This is a genomic window from Nonomuraea coxensis DSM 45129 (assembly GCF_019397265.1).
Classification (GTDB): domain Bacteria; phylum Actinomycetota; class Actinomycetes; order Streptosporangiales; family Streptosporangiaceae; genus Nonomuraea; species Nonomuraea coxensis.
This window is the reverse complement of sequence record NZ_CP068985.1, coordinates 3667992-3688538: the sequence shown is the minus strand read 5'-3', so window position 1 is coordinate 3688538 and position 20547 is coordinate 3667992. Positions and strand designations below refer to the sequence as shown.

Genomic DNA, 20547 nt, shown 5'->3' with positions numbered 1-20547 from the left:
GCCCTGAGGCCGGTCAGGCGCGGCGGCGGTGGCGGGACGCACGGCGCCCGGCGGGCGGCTGCGCGTGGGAGTCGTTCCCGGCCGACGACGGGTAGGCAGGATGCGGGTCGGGACGCAGCGCGGACGGCCCGTCAGGACGCTGCGGGGCCGGGGTGAAGAAGCCGCCCTCGGGCACCGGGGAGTCACGGCGCTCGGTCCCTGCCGGCGCGGCGGCGTGCTCGTCGCCGCCCACCCGGCTGAAGAAGTCGTCGTCGTCGGGGTCGTCCTGGCGGCTGAAGAAGTCGCCGGGCTCGTCCTCGACCGGCCCGGCCGCCTCGGGCGCGGAGCGGGCGCGGCGGGAGGCGGCGAAGGCGGCCAGCGCCGTCGTGACGGGCACGGCGGAGATGAGGCCGAGCGTGCCCGCGATGCTGCGGACGATCTCCTGGGCGACCACCGGCGTCGTCAGCACCTCGCCCAGGGGCTGGGAGCCGATGCTGAACAGCAGCAGCAGCGGCAGCGACGCCCCCGCGTACGCCAGGATGATCGTGTTGATGACCGAGGCGATGTGCGCCCGCCCGACCCGGGCCGCGGCCCGGTAGAGGCGCGCGAAGCCGTAGGACGGGTTGGCGTGCGCCAGCTCGGTCACCGTGACCGCCTGGGTGACGGTGACGTCGTCGAGGACGCCGAGCGCGCCGATGATGATCCCGGCCAGCAGCAGGCCCCGCGTGTCGATGGGCAGGCTCATGCCGACGGTCACGGCGACGTCGTCGGTGGCGCCGTTGAGCTGGGCGAGGGCCAGCGCCGCCGACGACAGCCCCGCGGTGAGCGCGAGCGCGGCGAGCGTGCCGAGCACGGCCGTCGTGGTGGACGGCGAGAAGCCGTGCGTGAGGTAGAGCACGGTCAGCATGATCGCGGCGGAGCCGACGACGGCGACGAGGATGGGCGGCTTGCCGTCGATGATGCCGGGGATGACGAACGTCAGCAGCACCACGAACGTCACCGCCAGCCCCGCCAGCGCGGTCACCCCGCGCCACCGGCCGAAGGCGATCACCGCCAGCGCGAACGCCAGCCCGAACAGCAGCAGCGGCGTGCCCCGGTCGTGGTCGGAGAGCTGGTAGCCGCCGTCGGGGCCGCGCAGCAGGATCACCGCGTCGCCCGCGGCGAAGCGCTGCGCCCCCGGCCCGCTGGGCAGGCGGAGCTGGATCTCCCTGCCGGTGTCGGGCCCGTCATCGACCTTGACGGTCGCCTTGCCGCAGGTGGCCGGATCGGGCCGGGGGGCGCCTTCGCTCGCGGCCGGGCACGGCGCGAGCGTGACGGCGGTGACGGTGCCGCCGAGCCGCTGGCTGCCGGTCTCCGGGCCCGGGGCCGCGGCCCGGCCGCCGTCCGGCCACAGCCAGATCAGCGCCGCCAGCGTGACGATCGCCAGCGGCACCACAACCGCCAGCCCGGCCATGAGCGTACGCCGCGACACGGGGGCGGCGGGGCCGTGAGCGTGATTGGCGCCCATCGTGTGTTGGTCCTCCTCGCCTGACGAGTAGTGACAGTACTGCAAGGCGGGGGTCAGGGTAGGCGTAAAGTCATGACATGGTGGGTGGGCACCTCGGGCTGGCAGTACAAGGACTGGCGGGAGGTGCTGTATCCGGAGGGGGTGCCGCAGCGGCTCTGGCTGGAGACGTACGCGGCCGAGTTCCCCACGGTCGAGAGCAACAACGCCTTCTACCGGCTGCCGCGGCCGGAGACGTTCGCGGCGTGGCGGGAACGCACGCCCGACGGGTTCGTGATGGCGGTGAAGGCGAGCCGGTTCCTCACCCACATCAAGCGGCTGCGTGATCCCGAGGAGCCGGTGCGGCGGCTGATGGGGGCGGCGTCGGGGCTGAAGGAGAAACTGGGCCCGGTCCTGCTGCAGCTCCCGCCCACCCTGCGGGCCGAGCCCGGCCGCCTCGACCAGTGCCTGGCCGCCTTCCCCGCCGGGGTGCGGGTGGCGGTCGAGCCCCGGCACGAGTCCTGGTGGACCGACGAGGTCAGGGGCGTCCTGGAGGCGCGCGGCGCGGCGCTGTGCTGGGCGGACCGGCTGGGCCGTCCGGTGAGCCCGCTCTGGCGCACCGCCGGCTGGGGCTACCTGCGCCTGCACCAGGCGGCGGACGGCTGGGAGTACGGCGGGCGCGGCGCCCTGCCGGCGTGGGCGGGCCGGCTGCGCGAGGCGGGCTTGACGGAGGCGTACGTCTACTTCAACAACGACCCGGGCGGCGCCGCGGTGCGCGACGCGCGGCGCTTCGCCGCCCTCGCGGGCGACAGCGCGGCGCTCAAGGGCTGACCTTCGCGTACGCGGTGTCCAGGAAGAAGGGCCGGGCGGCGGCCAGCCCGGCCTCGCGCTCGCTCACTTCGGTCAAGGCGTCCTCCCCGACACGCGGCGTTGCAGGGACCTTGCGCACCTTGTCGGTGATCGGGGAAGGGCCTGTCATCCGACTGTTGCGGCGGCCGGGCAGATCATCCGACGAACGGCCGGGCCTCGGCGGCGAGCCGTTCGACCGGCACGTCCCCCGCCTGGCCGCCGTCGCGCAGCCGTACGGACGCGCCGCCGGCCGCCGCCTCGCGCGGCCCCACCACGAGCTGGTACGGCACCAGCCGGTGCGCCCTGATCCTGGCCCCGAGGCTGCCCCGGTCGGCGGGCGCCAGCTCGGCCCGCAGCCCGGCGGCCAGGCAGCGGCGCAGCAGCTCGGCGGCGGCGGGCAGCTCGGCGTCCGACAGCGGCAGCACCACGGCCTGCACCGGGGCGAGCCAGGCGGGGAACGCCCCCGCGTGCACCTCGATCAGGTGCGCGGCCAGGCGTTCGAGGCCGCCGACGACGCTGCGGTGCACCATGACGGGCCGTCGCGGGCCTTCGGGGCTCACGTAGGTGAGGTCGAAGCGGGCGGGCTGGTAGAGGTCGACCTGGACGGTGGACAGGGTGCTCTCGCGGCCGGCCGGGTCGGTGATCTGGATGTCGATCTTCGGGCCGTAGAAGGCGCCCTCGCCGGGCTCCTCGTCGTAGTCCTGGCCGCGTCCGGCCAGGACCTCGCGCAGCAGGGCCTCGGAGCGGGCCCACATGGCGGGGTCGTCGACGTACTTGCCGCCCTCGCCGCGCAGCGACAGCCGGTAGCGGACGGCGCCGACGCCGAGCCTGGCGTGGGCCTGCCCGATGAGGTCGAGCGCGGCCGACACCTCGGCGGCGGCGTGCTCGGGCGGGCAGAAGACGTGGCCGTCGTTGAGCTGGATGGCGCGCACCCGGCTGAGGCCGCCGAGCACGCCGGACGGCTCGGAGCGGTACATGCCGCCCAGTTCGGCCAGGCGCAGCGGCAGGTCGCGGTGGCTGCGCTGGTGTGAGCGGTAGACGATGGCGTGGTGCGGGCACAGGCTGGGGCGCAGCACGAACTCCTCGCCGCCGACGTTCATCGGCGGGAACATGTCCTCGGCGTAGTGGGCCCAGTGGCCGGATCGCTCGTAGAGCTCGCGTTTGCCGAGGACGGGCGAGTTGACGTGCCGGTAGCCGTTGCGGCGTTCGAGTTCGTGGACGTAGTCCTCGACGGCCTTGCGCAGGGCGGCCCCGGCGGGCAGCCAGTAGGGCAGGCCGGAGCCGATGAGCGGGTCGGTGTCGAAGATGCCGAGCTCTCGGCCGAGTCTGCGGTGGTCGTTCATGATCATCCTTTCGCGGGAAAGGGCGAACGACCAGCGGTCCCGGGCGTTCGCCCGGGAGCATGGAGTCAGCGCGCCGGGACGAGGTCCGGCGTCGTCGTGGCGAGGACGTGAGCGCGCTGCACGGATCCACCGTAACATCCCGAGTCCGCTGAAAATAATCTTCAACAGGATCTCCAGGATTGGCGAATGATATAAAGGGGCGGTGGCCGAGATCACCCTGGACGTCCGCCATCTCCGGGCGTTCGCGGAGGTCGGCTACCAGGTGGCGGGCGGCGGCGACGCGCACGGGGCGATGGCCGCGCTGCGCAGGGTGGTTCCGCTCGACGCCTACGAGTTCGTCGCCTTCGACCCCGCCACGGGGCGCCATCACAGCGTCGTCTCCGACGGCCACCGGCAGATCGACCGCGACGCCGCCGAGGAGTACGCCGGGCTGGAGGCCTACCGCCGCGCCCGCGCCACCCGCTCCCCCGTGCCGATGCCCGAGCCCTGCACCGAGCGTTACTTCCGCCGCCACCTCGCCCCCTACGGCTGGCGGGCGGGCCTGACCGCGCCGCTGTTCCTGCCGGAGGGCCGCTACACGGGGCTGCTGCACCTGGCCACCCGCGAGACGTTCCCCGGGCGGACGGGGGCCGTGGTGGCGGCCGTCAGCCCGCTGCTCGCGCACCTCACCGACCTGAGCCGCTGCGTGATCGACCCGGTCGGCCTGCCGCCCGGCTTCCGGGCGGTGGCGTTCGACCGGCTCGGCGTCCGGCGCGAGGTGCCGGGGCGCGAGCCGTCGCCGGCGCTCTGGGACGATCCGGCCGTGGCGGCCTACGCGCGCGCGTTCATCGACTCGCGGGAGCTGAGCCGCCACGGCCTGTGGCTCGACGGCGGCGGGCGCTGGCACGAGCTGCGGCTGCTGCGGGCCGGCGTCGGGTTCCAGGGGGCGCTCCAGGGGGCGGTGGCCGGGGAGCGGCCGTGCGCGTTGCCGTACGAGCTGACCGGCCGCGAGGTGGACGTGCTGACCCGGGTGGCGGCGGGCGACTCCAACCCGCAGATCGCCGCCGCGCTGGTGCTCAGTGTGCGCACGGTGACCACGCACCTGGAGCACATCTTCGCCAAGCTGGGCTGCGACAGCCGCACCAGGCTCACCACGAAGGCGCTCGCCGAAGGACTGTGCCGCCTCGACGTGTGAGCCGCGCCCGGTGCCGGACGAGCCGGTGGCCGCGCTAGACCGCGACCGCCGCGACGCCCGCCTGCAGCAGCTCGAACCAGACCGTCGTCGAGCCGTTCTCGCGGGTGAACCCCCAGCGGTGGCTGAGCGCCTCGATGAGCGGCAGGCCGCGCCCGCTGGTCGACTGCGCCCCCGTACGGCACACGCACGGCGGCCCGTCCGACCCGGCGTCCTCCACGCGCACCCGCACCACCGACGGCGAGCTCGTCACGCTCACCGTGAACGAGCCGCCGGCCCCCGACCGGGTGTGCAGGACCGCGTTCGTGGCCAGTTCGCTCGTGAGCAGCACCACGTCGTCGTGGAGCGGATGGTCGCGGCCCAGCGCGTCGGTGACGATCCCCCGCGCCCTCGCCACCTGGGAGGGAGCACCCGGCAACTGGACCACGAGGTCGCCGGGGGCGGGCGCGTCAGCGCCGTCGGCACCCCCGTCGACACCCCCGTTGACGCGGTGAAAGTCCGGCATCAGCGACCTCCCCCATGATCGAGCCCGAACCCGGGCGGCGTTATGAGACGCGCCGCGCCCGCCTCCCGGAGCCTCGCCAAAAGGTAGGAATGCACTTTCCCATGGTCACCTGCACGGTCCGCGGAAGCGACCGAGTACGCTGCGATCGACGAGTCGTCTAGGCCCAGGGGCAGAGCCGCCGAGGCCGGCAGGGCAGCGAAGGAGGTCGCGTGAGCAGCCTGGAGGCCGTCTGGGTGCAGCCGTACGACCGGACGGGGGCGGCGGTGGTCACCGGGGTCTTCGACATCCTGCACGTGGGCCACGTGCGCTATCTCGGCGCCGTGGCGTCGCGCGGGCTGCCGCTCGTCGTCGGCGTCGAGGACGACCCCCGCGTACGCGCGTGGAAGGGGCCGACCCGCCCGCTCAACCCCGCCGCCGAGCGCGCCGAGGTGCTGGCCGCGCTCCGGTTCGTCGCGGGCGTCTTCATCGTGACCGGGCCGCCCGAGGCGCACGGCCCGGAGGACTACATCGACCTGCTCGCCCCCATGAGCCCGCGCGCCCTGGCCCACACCGCGGGTGACCCGCACGCCGGGGCGCGCGCCGCGGCGGCGGCGATCCTGGGCGCCGACTGCTGGGAGATGGAGGCCATCCCCGGCCGCTCGACCACCCGCATCGTCAACGCCGCGGGCAAGGGCTGAGCCGCGCCTCACTCGCGCAGCACGTTCCGCAGGCGGGCGGGCACGCCTGTCATGATGCCGTCCACGCCGTAGGAGAGCAGGCGGCGCAGCGCCCGGGGCCGGTCCGTCGGGCCCGTGTAGACGCGCAGGCCGTGCGCCTTGACCTCGCGCACCTGCCGTTCGGTGAGCCTGGCCTGCGGCAGGACGAGGGCGCTGGCGTAGTCGCCCACCTCGGACAGCCGCTTGCCGTTCACGCCCAGCAGGAGGATGGGGACGTCGGGCACCATGCGGTGCAGCGTCCGCATCGCCTGCCAGTCGAAGGCCTGGAGCGCGAGGCGCCGGCCCTGCCACAGGTCCTTGTTCTCCAGCAGCTCGGCGGCCACCCGGCGGTCGATGCCGGGGCTGCGGGGCGAGTGCTTGACCTCCAGCAGCAGCCCGGCCCCGCCCTTGTCCAGCAGCTCCAGGGCCTGGCCGAGCGTGGGCACGCGCGTGCCGCGGTAGCGCGGCGAGAACCACGACCCGGCGTCCAGGCGACGGATCTCGGCGAGGGTGAAGTCGGAGACGCGCCACGGGCGGCGGTTGGGGAACACCTGCTCGACGTTCGTGGTGCGGGCCAGCGTCTCGTCGTGGATGAGGACGAGCTGCTGGTCCTTGGTCTGCTGGACGTCGAACTCGCACAGGTCGGCGCCCGCGGCGCCGGCGCGGGCGCAGGCGACGATGGTGTTCTCCGGCGCCTGGCCGGAGCCCGCGCGGTGCGCGATGTTCTCGGCCCGCGCGAAGTGCGGCCGCCTCGGCGGCCGCATGAGGTTCGCCTGGCTCGCCAGGTTCGGGCTCGCCAGGCGCACCGGTTTCGTCAGGTTCACCCGGTTCGGCGGGCTCGCCGGCGAGGCCCACGCCGCGCCGGCGAGAAGTACCGTGCCGGTGAGATATGCGGCGACAATGCCGAAGGAGCGGTACATCTCCATCCTTCACCCACTACGCAAAGTTATGTCGGACATGCAGGCTGTGCCCGTTAATAGGGTGATCACCCCCTTACGGACGGGCAAGTCTTCATGACCCGGCCCTCGTGGGAGATCATCCGGGACTGCGTGCGGCGCTAGCCTGGTCACGACGCGACGAGCGAGCGGAGGGATCCCAGGTGGTGCGGCGGAAGCGGGTGACCGGGCTGATGGGGGCCGCCGCGCGGCGGACCTCGGAGATCGCCGCCGTGATCGGGATCGTCGTCATGGCCGGAGCGGCGGCCCTCGTGCCGGCGTCCTTCGTGCCGCTCATCGGCTGGGACGCCGCGGCGCTCTCCTTCCTCACGGCCACCTGGTGGCGGATCGGCCGGCTCGACGGCCCCGCCACCGCCGCCGACGTCGCGCGCGAGGACCCGTCACGGGCGGGGGCGGACCTCGCGGTGCTGGTCGCCGCGGTGGCCAGCCTGGTGGCCGTGGCCTACCTGGTCGTCCAGGCCGACACCCCGGCGGAGCTGGTACTGCACGTGGGGGTCGGCGTGGCCAGCGTCGTGGTCTCGTGGGCGGTGGTGCACACGATCTTCACGCTGCGGTACACGCGGATGTTCTACACCCCCGACCCCTGGGGCGGGGTGGACTTCCACGACCACGACCCGGACGCCCAGCCCCGCTTCACCGACTTCGCCTACCTCGCCTTCACCGTGGGGATGACGTTCCAGGTCTCCGACACCGAGCTCAACACCCCCGCGTTCCGCGCGGCGGTGCTGCGCCAGGCGCTGCTGTCGTACCTGTTCGGCGCCGTCATCCTGGCCCTCACCATCAACCTGGTCGCGGGCGTGGGCCGATGAGCCCGTCCGCCGGCGGCCGGCTGGAGATCGGCGACCGCGTGACCGGCGACCGGGTCGTCGTGGTGACCGTACGCGGGCCGCTCGACCTCGACACCTGTCCCGCCCTGCAGGTCGCGCTGGCCCGGGCGCTGACCGTGCGCGAACCGCCGCTGCTGGCGATCGACCTGAGCGGCCTGACCTCGGCCGACTCGTACGGGCTGACCGTCCTGCTGGCCACCGAGCGGCACGTGCGGACGGCCGGAGGCGGCCTCGTCGTCTTCGGCGTCGGCCCGCTCCCCCGCCGCATCTTCCGCGACCGCGGCCTCGACCGGTTCCTCGACATCCAGCCGACGCTGGCCGAGGCCGTACGGCGGCTGGAGGACGGCCCGCTCCTTTGAACGCTCCTTTGAATAGGCCCCTCACCAGGGGTATGGGGGCGTTAGGCACCGAGGTCCGCGCATTTCAGGAAGGCGGTGCACGATGGTGCGAACATCGGGGACGCGGGTGCGTCCCGACATGGCGGAAACGCGGCAGCACTACGAGGAGGCGGCCTGCCGGGCCGGGTTCCAGGCGCTCGACGGCCTCGCCCTGCTCGCCGGGCTCTATCTGGCGATCTCGCCCTGGGTGGCGCGCTTCGCCCAGCTCGACCGGCTGACCGTCAGCAACCTGGTCACCGGCCTGGCGGTGGCGGCCCTCGCCGTGGGCTTCGCCACGGCCTACGGGCGCACGCACGGGCTGATCTGGGTGGCGCCGGTCATCGGCCTCTGGACGATCATCGCGCCCTGGGTCATGTACGGCGGCGCAGTCCCGGGCAGAGCCGTGCTGAACAACGTCGTCGTCGGCATCTGGATCGCCCTCATGGGCCTGGCCGCGGCCGGGATGGCGGCGAGCCGCCACTTCAGGGGGCGGGGTCCGGCCACGCGGGTGGACGGGACCCGGCCCACCATGTGACGGCCGCGCGACCGCTCTTCCGGCCGTTACTTAGTGGTGCCGCCTGGAAGTCTCTCGGGGGTTGACGGGCCGAGACTGATCGTGCTTCAGCGTCAGGAGTCGATGCTGGTGACGTAGAGATCGCAGACCAGGTCCAGGGCGTCCTGAGGGGTGCCGCTGAACCAGGGTGCGGCCTCGTAGCGGTCGTTGCTGGGGGTGTGGATGGCCAGCCCCCAGTAGGTGGCCGAGCCCCCGTAACGCAGCCGCATCAGGGGCAGCGTGCCGCCGTCGGTGAGCTGTCCTTCAACGTAGGCGAACTGGCCGTGGTAGCGCACGTGGACCGTGACCAGTTGCGGCCAGTGCTCGTTGGCGTGCAGCGTGAGCCGCTGGTCCAGCGAGGTCTTGGTCGAGGCGGGGATCGCGGGCATGACCGCCATCTTGCCGTGCAGGCGTGTCAGGCGTGCACACACTGGCACATGCCGGGCAAAGTCGGCGGGTCATTCGTGAAGATCGACTGGAGAAAGATCTCGGTGCCCCGCTGTCGCGCTCGCTTGATCACGCTGACCGCCGCCGAACGGCAGCGGCTTAAGAAGATCGCCTACTCCCACACCGCTGCCTACCAGCTCGTGGTCCGAGTCCAGATCATCCTGGATGCCGCGCATGGCTACTCCAACAACAAGATCGCCCAGCGTCGCGGGGTGACGGTGGACACCGTGCGGTTATGGCGGGGACGCTACCGCAGCCAGGATGGCATCAAGAGCCTGACCGATCGGCCCCGCTCCGGCCGGCCACCTGCCTTCAGCCCGCTCCAGCGCGCCGAGATCAAGGCACTGGCCTGCCAACTCCCGGCCGAGACCGGCGCGCCGCTGTCGCGCTGGAGCTGCCCCGAACTGGCGCGCGAGGCCGTCACCCGCAGCCTGGCAGCGGCGATCTCGGCCTCCACGGTGCGCCGGATTCTGGCCGAGGACACGCTCAGACCGTGGCGGCATCAATCGTGGATCTTCATCCGCGACCCTCACTTCGCCGACAAGGCTGCTCGCGTGCTCGACTTATACGCGCGCCGTTGGGACGACCTTGCGCTCGGCGACGATGAGTACGTCATCAGCGCCGATGAGAAGACCTCCATTCAAGCCCGCTGCCGCTGCCACCCCACCCTGCCCCCGGGCATAGCACGGATGATGCGCGTCAACCACGACTACGAGCGCGGTGGTGCGCTGGCCTACCTGGCCGCCTACGACGTCCACGCCGCTCGCGTGTTCGGCCGCTGCTCGGCCAAGACCGGGATCGTCCCGTTCATGGACCTGGTCACCCAGGTCATGACCCAAGAGCCCTACGCCTCGGCCAAGCGCGTGTTCTGGATCGTCGACAACGGTTCCAGCCATCGTGGCAAAGCCGCCGCCGACCGGCTCACCGCACGCTTCCCCAACGCGGTCATGGTGCACACGCCCGTGCATGCCTCGTGGCTCAACCAGATCGAGATCTACTTCTCCATCGTGCAGCGCAAAGTCGTCACACCCAACGACTTCACCAGCCTTGACCAGGTCGAACACCGGCTGATCGCCTTCGAGCGTCGTTACAACGAGACCGCCCGGCCCTTCAGATGGAAGTTCACCCCGGCCGACCTCGAGGACCTGCTGGCCCGGATCGAGCGACACGAACAGAAAGAGCGCAACTCCCAGCAGCCCACCGGCTGCGACCATCAGCCTGCCGTACTGAACCCCGCCGCATAACCCCAGAAGGATTTACAGCGCGAACCACTTAGGCCGGGAAGGTTCAGGTACGTCCGAATCTGGTCTACGCTCAGCGTGGCGAGGGGAGTACTTCGCAAGCGCCGATCCGGTCAGTACGGACGTACCTGAGCGTCCCCGGACGGCCGCCCGTCACCCCCGGGCGAAGGAGACCTCGAACGGTTGAGTCACGTTCGAGGAGGTTCCATGTCCCCGGGGACACTTTCGGCTGCGAGCGGAAGCACCATCGCGTCGTTCACGCTGTGGGCGGTCACCGTCGCCGCGCTGCTCCTGCTGCTGGTCGTCGACATCGTCCTGACCAGGCGCCCGCACGAGGTGCGGATGCGCGAGGCGGTCGGCTGGTCGGTGTTCTACCTGGTGCTGCCGGTGCTGTTCGGCTTCTACCTGTGGGCCGCGTTCGACGGGGGCGTGGCGGTCGAGTTCTTCACCGGCTGGGTGGTGGAGAAGTCGCTGTCGGTGGACAACCTGTTCGTGTTCATGTTGCTGCTGGCCGCCTTCGCGGTGCCCACCGAGCTGGCGCAACGGGTGCTGCTGTACGGCATCATCGGGGCGCTGGTGCTCCGGGCGGTCTTCATCGCCCTGGGCGCGGCGGCGCTGAAGAGCGGCACGTGGGCGTTCCTGCTGTTCGGCGCGGTCCTCATCGTGACCGCCGTCAAGGTGCTCAGGGAGGCCCGCAAGGGCGAGGCGCACGCGGTCGACATCGACTCCATGCGCAGTGTGCGGCTGCTGCGCCGCCTCGTCCCCGTCTCCCCCCGCTACCACGGCTTCCGGCTCCTGGTGCGGGAGAACGGCAGGACCGCGATCACGCCGCTGGCGCTGGCGACCGTGGCGGTCTTCGCCACCGACATCGTCTTCGCCGTCGACTCCGTGCCCGCCGTCTACGGCGTCACCGAGGACCCGTTCCTGGTCTTCGCCACGAACGCCTTCGCCCTGCTCGGCCTGCGGGCCCTGTACTTCGTGCTGCGCGGCGCGCTGGCCCGGCTGCGCCACCTCAACTACGGCCTGGCCGTCATCCTGGCCTTCATCGGGGTCAAGCTGGTGCTGCACTGGGCGCACGGGATCTGGGCGTGGGTGCCGGAGATCCCCACGGCGGCCTCGCTCGGCGTCATCGTCACGGTCCTGTTCACCGTCACGATCACCAGCCTGCGGGCCGAACGCGTCCCGCCTCCGCCGCAGGCCGACGAGGCTTGACCGCCCCTCCCTCCCGTGATGCCCTGGAACCCGTTCCGGATCATGACGGGATGGGAGCGGCCGATGAGCGAGCACGACGCCTGGACCGAGGTCGACACCACGGTCCCGCACGCAGCGCGCGTTCCTCATCCGGGCCGTGCGCCATCTCGTGCTGGAGGCCGGGATCCGGCAGTTCCTGGATGTCGGCAGCGGGCTGCCCACGGCGGACAACACCCATGAGGTCGCGCAGGCCCTCGCGCCCGGGTCACGGGTCGTGTACGTCGACCACGATCCCGTCGTGCTGGCGCACGCCCGCGCCCTGCTGGCCGGCGCACCGGAGGGCACCACGGCGTACGTGCACGCGGACGTCCGCGACACCGGCCTCATCCTGGAGCAGGCGGCCCGGACGCTCGACCTCTCGCAGCCGGTGGCGCTCATGATGCTGAGCGTCGCCGGGCAGCTCACCGACGACGACGCCCCGGAGGACGTCGTCGCCCGGCTGCTGGAGCCGGTGGAGCCCGGCGTGGTGCCGACGCCCGAATGGCGTCCGGACGCGGGCACGGGCGAGCCGCCCGTGGCGGCCGGCCCGGTGGTGAGCGCGGTGGTGAGCGCGGTGGTGAGCGCGGTGGTGAGCGCGGTGTGCGGCGTGGCCCGCAAACCCGCCCCGGCCTGACCCGCACGGCGGCCGGCGCGGGCGGCAAGCCTGCCTTGGCCTGACCCCATGCGACCGGCGGAGGCCGCCGGCCCGCCCTTCACCTGACCTCACGGGGCCACGGCGCTCAGGCCGTGAGTTCCCGGCCCGCCCGCGCCTCCTGGATGCCGTCGGAGGCGTCGTCCTCGGGCAGGAAACCGCCGGACTGGTGGCTCCAGAGGCGGGCGTAGGGGCCCTGCGCCCGCAGCAGCTCGCTGTGGGAGCCCTGCTCCACGATGGTCCCCCGGTTGAGCACGACGAGCCGGTCCATCCTGACCACCGTGCTCAGCCGGTGGGCGACCACGATCGCCGTACGATCCTGCATGAGCCGCCACAGCGCCTCCTGGACGAGGATCTCGCTCTCGGAGTCGAGGGCGCTGGTGGCCTCGTCCAGCAGCAGGATCGGGGCGTCGCGCAGGATGGCGCGGGCGAGCGCGACGCGCTGGCGCTGCCCGCCGGACAGCTTCACGCCCCGCTCGCCGACCAGCGTGTCGAAGCCCTCGGGCAGGGCCTCGACGAACTCCGTGACGTGCGCCGCCCGCGCCGCCCGCAGGATCTCGGCCTCGGTGGCGCCCGGCCGGGCGAAGGCGATGTTGTCGCGGACCGTGCGGTGGAACATCGCGGGTTCCTGCGGGACGTAGGCGATCAGGCTCCGCAGGTCGGCCTGGCGCAGCCGGGAGATGTCCTGGCCGCCGACGAGGATCCGGCCGCCGTCGACGTCCATGAGACGCAGCAGCAGCCGGGTGAGCGTGGTCTTGCCGCCGCCCGACTGACCGACCAGGCCGATCTTGGTGCCGCTGGGGATGTCGAGGTCCAGGTCGGCGAAGAGGGGGTCGCCGCCCGCGTAGCCGAAGCGCACCCGCTCGAAGCGCACGCCCGCGTCGGCCGGGCGCAGCGGCTGCGGCTCGGGCGGGTCCACCACGGTCGGCGGGTCCAGCAGCAGCTCCGTGAACTGCGCGGCCTCCGTGAGCACGCTCTCGATCCGCCGGTAGATCTGGTTGAACTCGAACATGATGCTGATCGTGTTGGTGTAGTACGTGAACGTCACCACGATCGCCTCCACGCCCAGCCCGCCGCGCAGCGCCACGGCGAGCAGGAGGCCGACGGCGCTGGTCAGCACCGACAGGGGCGCGACGACGGTGTCGACCCGCAGGTTGCCGTAGTCCCACGAGCGCAGGGACGCCCGGCCCTGCTCGGCGACCCTGGCCCGGTGCTCGGCGGCCTCACGGTCCTCGGCGGCGAAGGCGCGCACGGTGTCCATGTTCGCCAGCACGTCGGCGACGTGCCCCGACACCAGCACCTTGGCGGCCTCGCGCCGGTCGACCAGCGCCTGCCGGCGGCGGATGAGCGGGGCGACGAGGAAGCCGGTGACGAGGATGAGGCCCACCAGCACCAGGACCAGCAGCGGGTGGTACTGCCACAGCACCACCGAGGCGAAGCCCAGCGGCACCACCTTGGCCATGATCGAGAAGGTGAGCGTGTCGGCGAACTCCTCGAACCTGGAGGAGAATCCCAGCACCCGCTTGGTCAGCGAACCGGCGAAGTTGTTGTGGAAGAACGCGGCGTCCTTGGCCAGCAGCTCGTCCATGCCGACGACGCCGAGCCGTTCGATGCCGCGGGCGTCGGTGCGGTTGAGGAAGTGCAGGCCCACCCGCCACAGCACCTCGCCCGCCAGCAGCATCCCCGCGAAGCCGGCGACGTACGGCAGCAGCGACTCGACGGACCCGTCCCCGCCGCCCGCCAGGTGCCCCACCAGGCCGGCCACCGCGAGCGGCGCCAGGTAGAACAGGCAGATGTTGCCGACGGCGGGCAGGGTCAGCGCGGGGAGCGCGACCGGCCACTGCCGGCGCAGTTCGTTCCAGTAGTAGCGCAGCGCGAGCAGGACCGCCGATCTTCGTGCGGACGATCGCTCTCCGGAGCCCGCGAGTGATCCGAGCACAGCCATCCGCCCTCCCGAATGCCGACGCCGCCCTGTCATGCTGCCGCAGCGCTCACGGCGGGAGCCAACGATTTTCCGTCAGGAAGAAGCCGCCGCGGATGTCGAGAACCCGGCGTCGGCGCCGACTGCCGCATGAAGAGGACACCGTCCACTCCTGAGGAGACACCATGGAAGCGATCAGGACCGGCACGCTCACGACGCCCGGCGCGACCTTGTACCACGAGGTCAGGGGCTCGGGCCCGATCCTGCTGCTGATCTGCGGCGGCGTGTACGACGCCGCCGGTTTCTCGGCCCTCGCCGCGACCCTTGCCGACCGGTACACCGTGATCACCTATGACCGGCGCGGCAACTCGCGCAGCCCCCTGGACGGCCCGCCGGAGGCGCAGAGCGTCGAGGTGCACGCCGACGACGCGGCCCGGCTGCTGGTGGCGGCCGGCGTGACGCCGGAGCAGCCGGCCCTGGTCTTCGGCAACAGCTCGGGCGCGGCGATCGGCCTGGAGCTCGCGGCCCGCCGTCCCGAGCTGGTGCGGGCGCTGGTCGCGCACGAGCCGCCCCTGTTCGAGCTGCTGCCCGAGCGCGACCGGTGGCGGGCCCTGTTCCTGGACGTCGAGAAGACCTTCCGGCAGGACGGCCCGGACGCCGCGCACCGGCTCTTCGCCGCCGGCCTGGACGGCGCGCCGGAGGGCGGCTCCGACGCCGGCCAGGAGGGCGGCCCGGCCGGTGGTGAGGCCCCCGAGGGCGAGCCGGATCCGGAGATCATCGCCATGATGGGCCGCCTGGCGAGCAACGCCACGTTCTTCATCGGCTACGAGGCGCCGTACTTCTCCCGCCACGTCCCCGACCTCGCCGCGGTCCGGGCGGCCGGGGTGCGGGTCGTGCCGGCGCTCGGCGCGGCCACGGCGGAGGACGAGCCGTACGCGCGCGCCACCCGGCTGGTGGCCGAGCGGCTGGGCGCGGAGATCGCCCCGTTCCCCGGCGACCACGGCGGCTTCGGCACGGACCCCGCGGCGTTCGGGGAGGCGCTGCGGAAGACGCTTGCGACCTGCTGAAACCCGCGTAGGAGCCGCCGGCGGGCGGCGCGGAGGGCGACGACGATCCGCGCGGCCGGCGCCACGACGGGCCGGCCGCGCGGATTTCGGCCAGCGTTCGCAGGGATCAGGACACGGACGGCCGGTGCCGTTGCCGCGCGGCCGGGCGCGCCGAAGAGTGGGGTCCGGCCGGCACCGTGCCGGCGTCCGGAAGGAGGAGAGCCTATGCGGGTGCTGGCGGACATCACCGTGGCCGCACCGGCCAGGGAGGACGAGGACCTGCCGCCGCGCGAGCGGAACGGCGGGGCGCCGGTTCCCACGGGAGCGGAACCGGTGCTGGGCGCGCTGCTGCGGGCCTGGCGGGAACGGTCCCTGCTGACCCAGGAGGAGCTGGCGGAGCGGGCGGGGCTGAACGTGCGCACGGTGCGCCGGGTGGAGGCGGACGCACTGAGCCGGCCGCGCGCCACGTCCCTACGGCTGCTCGCCGAGGCGCTGGGCCTGGAGGCGGCCGAGCTGGGCGCCCTGACCAGGGCCGCCTCGGGCACGGCGATCGAGCTGACCGTCACGCTGCGGTACGTGGAGGAGCCCGGGCCCGGCCGGTGAGAACGGCGCCGGGCGAGCGCGCGGGCGTTGAGCGAGGACATCTCTCACGGATATCTTCTTGATCCTCTGCCTTACCGGCTGTCACTCCGGCACCGAAAGGCGAGAGACGCCTCAGGCGTCCCCCGTTCCAGCTCCTACACCAGCCCCTTCGAGCACTGCGGCTGACGCCCGTGCTCCGTCGCCCCGGCCGGCACCGCCTCCGGCCGGGGCGACGGAGGCGGTGCCGGCCGGCCCGCCGTCAGGGCCGGCCGGGAACGGGGCCGGCCCGGCGTCAGGGGCCGCTCTCCCCCGCCCCGTCGTCGGCCAGCGCGGCGAGCTCGCCCAGCGTCACCGGGGCGGCGATCGGGCGGGTGGACATCGGTCGCAGGTCGTCCGCGGTGCTCTCGCGTCCGCTGAGGCACGCCGCGACGCCCGCCGTGGCGAAGCCGCACACCCGGCCCTGACACCAGCCCATGCCGGGCCGGGCCAGCATCTTCAGCGTACGGGGGTCCGCGGCGCCCAGCTCGGCGTGCGCCGCGCGCAGCTCGCCGTACGAGACCTCCTCGCAGCGGCAGACCAGCGTCGAGTCCCGCAGCCAGCCGGTCCACGCCGGCGGCACCCGGTAGGTGCGGTGCATGGCGGCGGCGAAGCGGCGGCCCCGTACGATCGCGGCCCGCAACCGGACCATCAACGCCGGATCGGCCGGACGGCCCAGCGAGCGGGCCAGGGCGAGCGCGCTCAGGCGGCCCTCCTGCCCGGCCAGTGCCGCGCCGCCGACGCCGGTCGCCTCGCCGGCCACGTACAGGCCGGGGACGCTGCTGCGCTGCAGGGCGTCCACGGACACCACGAGCGAGCCGTCCACGTCCTTGCGGGCGTCGGCGCCGAGCATGAGCGGCAGCTCGATCGACGGGGTGAACCCCCAGCCGAGGGCGACGAGGTCGGCGCGGATCTCGTCGGCCGGTCCGTACGGGCGGCCCTCGCGGTCCACGCGGGCGACGCGGACCGCCTCCACCCGGTCCTCGCCGAGGATCTCGGTGATCGCCGTCCTGGTCCGGTACGGGATGCGGTGCCGGGCCATCAGCGCCGCGTACTGGAGCGCCTCCACGCCCTTGCCCGGGGCCGAGGCCGCGCCCGCCGGGTCGCGCAGCCAGCCCAGGGTGGCGTTGGCCTCGACGACGGCCGCCACCTCGGTGCCCGCGCGGGCCAGGCCCGTCGCGACCGGCAGCAGGAACGGGCCGGTGCCGGCGACGACGGCGCGCCGGCCGGCCGTCGTACGGTGGCCCTTGAGCAGGGCCTGCGCGCCGCCCGCGGTCATCACGCCGGGCAGGTCCCAGCCGGGGACGGGGAGCTGGCGGTCGTAGCCGCCGGGGCACAGGATCAGCGCGGGGGCGGTGACCGTGACTCCGGTCTCGCCCGGCGCGCCGGCCACCGGGGTGGTGCGGAGGACGAAGGCGCCGCCGGCGGCGCGGGTGATCAGCCAGACCTGGAGGCCGGGGAGGTGGTCGATCAGGCCGGCGGCGGACAGGGCGCGCAGGCGGCCACGGAGGCGGGTGAACGTCCGCAGGTCGTGGTGGCCCGTACGGTCGGCGGGGCGGGCGTGGCGCTCGTCGTAGTGCCGCCAGTACTGGCCGCCGGGCTGGGCGGCGGCGTCCACGAGCGCGACCCGCAGCCCGGCCTCGGCCGCCTCCACCGCCGCGGCCAGCCCCGCCGGCCCGGCCCCGACCACGGCCACCTCATACTCACGCATGCCCACGCCCCATCTCGCCACCACCGAGTGTGGTGCCCTTGGGGGCAGGGTCCGCGGAGGCGGCGTCCTTGGGGGCCACGTCCTTGGGGGCGAGGTCCTTGGGGGCCACGTCCTTAGGGGCCACGTCCTTGGGGGCGGGTCCCTCGGCAGCAGCGCCCTCGGGGGCGGGGTCCTCGGGGGCGGGGTCCTCGGGGGTGGGGTCCTCACGGGTGGGGGTCTCGGGGGTGGGGGTGAGGTGGAGGCCGTCGGCGGCCGGGGTGAGGCAGGCGCGGAGGTCGGGGATGCCGTTCACCGTGATGAGGCAGTCGAAGCAGACGCCGATGCCGCAGAACAGGCCGCGCGGCCGGCCGCCCCTGCGGGTGGTGCGCCAGTCGCGGATCCCGGCCGCGACGAGCGCCGCGCCGACGCTCTGGCCCGGCTCGGCGGGGACGGCGGCGCCGCGGAAGGTCATGCGGTACGTCATGAGAGCACCTCCTCGGGCTCCGGGAACCGTTCGGGCGCGAACGGCTTGAGGTCAAGGTCGGGCCGCTCGCCGGTGAGGGCCTGCGCGATCAGCTTGCCGGTGCCCGCCGACAGCCCGATGCCCGCCCCTTCGTGGCCGCAGGCGTGCCAGAGGCCGGGCGCCCTCGGGTCGGGCCCGATGACCGGCAGGTGGTCGGGGCAGTAGGGGCGGAACCCCAGGTACGTGCGCATGACGCGGACGTCCCGCAGCATGGGGAACAGCGCGATCGCCTTGGCCGCGAGCGCACCGATCGCCGCCGTGGACACCGTGCGGTCGAACCCGACCCGCTCGCGCGAGGCCCCGATGAGGATCGTGCCGCTTCCGGTGCCCTCGACCACGGGCGAGGTCTGGAGCGCGGCGTCGGAGCTGGCGACGTCGCCGACGTACTCGGCGGCGTACACCTTGTGCCGGATCGTCCGGGCCGGCATGGGCTGTGTGACCAGCACGAACCCGCGCCGCGGCAGCACCGGCAGGTGCGCCCCGGCCAGCGCGGCCACGCCGCCCGCCCAGGTGCCCGCGGCGTTGAGCACCGCGCCCGCGTGGACGTCGCCGGCGGTGGTGCGCACGCCCGTCACCCGGCCGCCGTCGCGCAGGAACCCGGTCACCTCGGCCCCGGTGCGCACCCGCGCCCCGAGCCCCCGGGCCAGGCGCAGCAGGTGGGCGACCACGAGCATCGGCTGGACCTGCGCGTCCTGCGGGTAGAACGCGCCGCCGCGCAGCCCGGGCGACAGGTGCGGCTCGTACGCGCGCAGCTCGTCCCCGGGGACGTCGCGGACCTCGACGCCGTGGCGGCGCTGGTGGACGGCGAGCTCGCGCAGCGTCGCGACGCTCGCCTGCGACCCGGCGACGACGAGGCCGCCCTTGGACTCGAACTCCCACAGCCCGGCGTGCTCGGCCAGGTCCTCGCGCCAGACGCGCTGCGCGTAGAGGGCGAGGTCGAGCTCGGGCCCGGCTTCCTTGTCGGAGACGAGCAGGTTGCCCTCGCCGGCGCTGGAGGTGCCGCCGGCGATGGCGCCGCGTTCGGCGACGACCACCCGCAGCCCGGCCAGCGACGCGAAGTAGGCGGCGGCGGCGCCGACCACGCCCGCGCCGATCACGACAAGATCGGCCCTCATGCCCGCTCCTGAGCGGTCGCGCCGCCGCGGTCACGCATCGGGGAGCTCTCCTCCCATGTCGCGGACCAGTTCCCTGAGCCGGCCGAGGACGCGGGGGTCGCCGACGCCGTCGTGCTCGTACTCGTTGGTGACCCAGCAGCGGGTGTTGCCGATCCTGGCGGCGGTGTCGAGCTGGAGGTGGGCGTCGACGTACATGTCGTCGTAGTAGACGGCGGCGGCGAGCGGGACCTCGTTGGCGGCCAGCCGGTCGTGGTCGTAGAGCGGCGGCCACTCGGGGCGGGCGGCCAGCAGCTCGACCGCGCCGCGGAAGGGCCGCAGCCCGGCGATCTCCTCGAACATCCAGGGGTAGATCATCTCGCCGGTGAACAGCAGCGGCCTGGCGTCCTCCGCGAAGCGCGGGTGCCGGGCCCGCTCGGCCTCGGCGGCCCATCCCGTGGGGCCGGGGCCGTGGCCGTAGATGCTCTCCTGGAGCGCGGCGTACAGCGGGTTGTCGCTGTAGGAGGTGCGGGCCAGCACCTGGTGCAGGAACGTCGCCGACAGCTCGTCCCCGCTGAACGCCTCGTCGAGCAGGTAGTGCAGGCGTTCGTGGCCGGGTTTCATGCCGAGGTCGACGCCGAGCGACTGCAGCCGCCGCACGGTCAGCGGGTCGCCGTCGGGCAGCCGCACGTCGCCGGCGGCGAGCCGGTCGGCGACGCGGGCGGCCGTCCCGGCGTGCTGGGGGTAGCGGCGGTAGAACTCCTCGTTCTTGGCCTGGACGCGGGGGTAGGTGCGCCGGTAGACCTCGGCCGCGGAGGGGTCCAGGCCGGGCAGGCCGCCGGTGACGTAGCAGGCGCTCAGCCCTTCTGGCGCGTTCGACAGGTACGTCAGCGTGAGGAACCCGCCGTACGACTGACCGAGCGTGCTCCAGCGCCGCCCGCCGAAGAACGTCCTGCGTACGTGCTCGTGGTCGGCCACGATGGCGTCGGCACGGAAGCAGGCGAGGTGGCGCGCCCCCTCCTCGGCGGTGGCGAAGGCGCTCATCCTGCGGCCGTCGACCCGGGTGCTGCGGCCGGTGCCGCGCTGGTCCATGAGGATCACGCGGTGGGTGCGCAGCGCCTGGCCGAGCCAGCCGTCCGCGGTGAGCGGGCGCGGCCCCTTCCCGCCGGGGCCGCCTTGCAGGTAGACCAGGCACGGCAGGTCCTCGCGCGCCCGCGCGGGGTCGGCCAGCTCGCGGAAGAAGATGTCGATCTCGCCCCGCGACGGGTCGGACCAGTCGAGCGGCACGGCGGTCACGTGCTCGCGTACGAGGACGCCCGGCATGATGTAAGTAATGTGTGGCATTGCACC

At 73.6% G+C, this 20547-nt stretch carries 21 protein-coding genes and 1 pseudogene; 11 read left to right on the top strand and 11 right to left on the bottom strand.

Annotated elements, in window-relative coordinates; all coding sequences use genetic code 11:
* Positions 1–13: 13 nt before the first annotated feature.
* Positions 14–1486: a YibE/F family protein gene (locus Nocox_RS17250; RefSeq protein ID WP_020546853.1), complete on the bottom strand. Its 1473-nt coding sequence runs from the start codon at positions 1484–1486 to the stop codon at positions 14–16.
* 72 nt (positions 1487–1558) lie between these two features.
* Between Nocox_RS17250 and Nocox_RS17245 the strand changes: the two genes are divergently transcribed.
* Positions 1559–2293: a DUF72 domain-containing protein gene (locus Nocox_RS17245; RefSeq protein ID WP_026215100.1), complete on the top strand. Its 735-nt coding sequence runs from the start codon at positions 1559–1561 to the stop codon at positions 2291–2293.
* Here Nocox_RS17245 and Nocox_RS17240 read toward each other — a convergent pair.
* Both Nocox_RS17240 and thrS read right to left on the bottom strand, forming a co-directional pair.
* Entirely contained in the window at positions 2283–2441 is a 159-nt protein-coding gene (locus Nocox_RS17240; protein WP_020546851.1) for a hypothetical protein, read from the bottom strand. The genes Nocox_RS17245 and Nocox_RS17240 overlap by 11 nt on opposite strands.
* Before the next feature lie 25 nt (positions 2442–2466).
* Positions 2467–3654, bottom strand: coding sequence for a threonine--tRNA ligase (gene thrS, locus Nocox_RS17235; RefSeq protein ID WP_020546850.1), 1188 nt, complete (start codon positions 3652–3654; stop codon positions 2467–2469).
* A gap of 202 nt (positions 3655–3856) precedes the next feature.
* On the opposite strand from thrS, the gene Nocox_RS17230 reads away from it, so the two are divergent.
* Complete coding sequence (locus tag Nocox_RS17230) at positions 3857–4828, top strand: helix-turn-helix transcriptional regulator (RefSeq protein ID WP_020546849.1); 972 nt, start codon at positions 3857–3859, stop codon at positions 4826–4828.
* A 34-nt stretch (positions 4829–4862) separates the two neighbouring features.
* On the opposite strand, the gene Nocox_RS17225 is transcribed toward Nocox_RS17230, so the two are convergent.
* Positions 4863–5330 carry an ATP-binding protein gene (locus tag Nocox_RS17225; RefSeq protein ID WP_020546848.1) on the bottom strand — a complete coding sequence of 156 codons (468 nt, stop codon included), beginning with the start codon at positions 5328–5330 and terminating at the stop codon, positions 4863–4865.
* 209 nt (positions 5331–5539) lie between these two features.
* Between Nocox_RS17225 and Nocox_RS17220 the strand changes: the two genes are divergently transcribed.
* Positions 5540–6007, top strand: coding sequence for an adenylyltransferase/cytidyltransferase family protein (locus Nocox_RS17220; protein ID WP_020546847.1), 468 nt, complete (start codon positions 5540–5542; stop codon positions 6005–6007).
* A gap of 8 nt (positions 6008–6015) precedes the next feature.
* Here Nocox_RS17220 and Nocox_RS17215 read toward each other — a convergent pair whose 3' ends face one another.
* Positions 6016–6945 (bottom strand): glycerophosphodiester phosphodiesterase, encoded by a 930-nt coding sequence (locus Nocox_RS17215; RefSeq protein ID WP_020546846.1) that lies wholly within the window; start codon positions 6943–6945, stop codon positions 6016–6018.
* 179 nt (positions 6946–7124) lie between these two features.
* Here Nocox_RS17215 and Nocox_RS17210 point away from each other — a divergent pair, with 179 nt between their 5' ends.
* The 3 genes from Nocox_RS17210 to Nocox_RS17200 all read left to right on the top strand — a co-directional run bounded on the left by Nocox_RS17210 (position 7125) and on the right by Nocox_RS17200 (position 8720).
* Positions 7125–7790 (top strand): DUF1345 domain-containing protein, encoded by a 666-nt coding sequence (locus Nocox_RS17210; RefSeq protein WP_020546845.1) that lies wholly within the window; start codon positions 7125–7127, stop codon positions 7788–7790.
* Entirely contained in the window at positions 7787–8167 is a 381-nt protein-coding gene (locus tag Nocox_RS17205) for an STAS domain-containing protein (RefSeq protein ID WP_020546844.1), read from the top strand. The genes Nocox_RS17210 and Nocox_RS17205 overlap by 4 nt, the downstream gene beginning before the upstream one ends.
* A gap of 82 nt (positions 8168–8249) precedes the next feature.
* Complete coding sequence (locus tag Nocox_RS17200) at positions 8250–8720, top strand: SPW repeat protein (RefSeq protein WP_157383424.1); 471 nt, start codon at positions 8250–8252, stop codon at positions 8718–8720.
* 92 nt (positions 8721–8812) lie between these two features.
* Here Nocox_RS17200 and Nocox_RS17195 read toward each other — a convergent pair whose 3' ends face one another.
* A complete protein-coding gene (locus tag Nocox_RS17195) occupies positions 8813–9127 on the bottom strand; it encodes a hypothetical protein (protein ID WP_246649703.1) in 315 nt (104 codons plus the stop codon).
* 75 nt (positions 9128–9202) lie between these two features.
* Between Nocox_RS17195 and Nocox_RS17190 the strand changes: the two genes are divergently transcribed.
* From Nocox_RS17190 to Nocox_RS17180, 3 genes and pseudogenes are all read left to right on the top strand, one after another.
* Positions 9203–10429 carry an IS630 family transposase gene (locus Nocox_RS17190; protein WP_219495557.1) on the top strand — a complete coding sequence of 409 codons (1227 nt, stop codon included), beginning with the start codon at positions 9203–9205 and terminating at the stop codon, positions 10427–10429.
* A 204-nt stretch (positions 10430–10633) separates the two neighbouring features.
* Positions 10634–11638, top strand: a complete 1005-nt coding sequence (locus Nocox_RS17185; protein ID WP_020547422.1) for a TerC/Alx family metal homeostasis membrane protein — start codon at positions 10634–10636, stop codon at positions 11636–11638.
* An 85-nt stretch (positions 11639–11723) separates the two neighbouring features.
* A pseudogene (locus Nocox_RS17180) lies at positions 11724–12290 on the top strand (SAM-dependent methyltransferase); the annotation flags it as partial.
* A 106-nt stretch (positions 12291–12396) separates the two neighbouring features.
* On the opposite strand, the gene Nocox_RS17175 reads toward Nocox_RS17180, so the two are convergent.
* On the bottom strand, positions 12397–14253 hold the full coding sequence (locus tag Nocox_RS17175) for an ABC transporter ATP-binding protein (protein WP_033411396.1): 1857 nt from the start codon (positions 14251–14253) through the stop codon (positions 12397–12399).
* Between the two features lie 161 nt (positions 14254–14414).
* Here Nocox_RS17175 and Nocox_RS17170 point away from each other — a divergent pair, with 161 nt between their 5' ends.
* Both Nocox_RS17170 and Nocox_RS17165 read left to right on the top strand, forming a co-directional pair.
* Complete coding sequence (locus Nocox_RS17170; protein ID WP_020547419.1) at positions 14415–15296, top strand: alpha/beta fold hydrolase; 882 nt, start codon at positions 14415–14417, stop codon at positions 15294–15296.
* A 204-nt stretch (positions 15297–15500) separates the two neighbouring features.
* Positions 15501–15878 carry a helix-turn-helix domain-containing protein gene (locus tag Nocox_RS17165; RefSeq protein ID WP_020547418.1) on the top strand — a complete coding sequence of 126 codons (378 nt, stop codon included), beginning with the start codon at positions 15501–15503 and terminating at the stop codon, positions 15876–15878.
* Positions 15879–16149: 271 nt separating this feature from the next.
* On the opposite strand, the gene Nocox_RS17160 is transcribed toward Nocox_RS17165, so the two are convergent.
* The 4 genes from Nocox_RS17160 to Nocox_RS17145 are packed head-to-tail and all read right to left on the bottom strand — an operon-like array spanning position 16150 to position 20541.
* Positions 16150–17604: an FAD/NAD(P)-dependent oxidoreductase gene (locus Nocox_RS17160; protein WP_033411402.1), complete on the bottom strand. Its 1455-nt coding sequence runs from the start codon at positions 17602–17604 to the stop codon at positions 16150–16152.
* The gene (locus tag Nocox_RS17155) at positions 17597–18067 is read right to left on the bottom strand and encodes a (2Fe-2S)-binding protein (protein ID WP_020547416.1); all 471 of its coding nucleotides are present in this window, start codon (positions 18065–18067) and stop codon (positions 17597–17599) included. Before Nocox_RS17155 ends, Nocox_RS17160 begins: the two co-directional genes overlap by 8 nt.
* Complete coding sequence (locus Nocox_RS17150) at positions 18064–19221, bottom strand: NAD(P)/FAD-dependent oxidoreductase (RefSeq protein ID WP_020547415.1); 1158 nt, start codon at positions 19219–19221, stop codon at positions 18064–18066. Before Nocox_RS17150 ends, Nocox_RS17155 begins: the two co-directional genes overlap by 4 nt.
* 30 nt (positions 19222–19251) lie before the next feature.
* A complete protein-coding gene (locus tag Nocox_RS17145; protein WP_026215207.1) occupies positions 19252–20541 on the bottom strand; it encodes an alpha/beta fold hydrolase in 1290 nt (429 codons plus the stop codon).
* Positions 20542–20547: the final 6 nt, after the last annotated feature.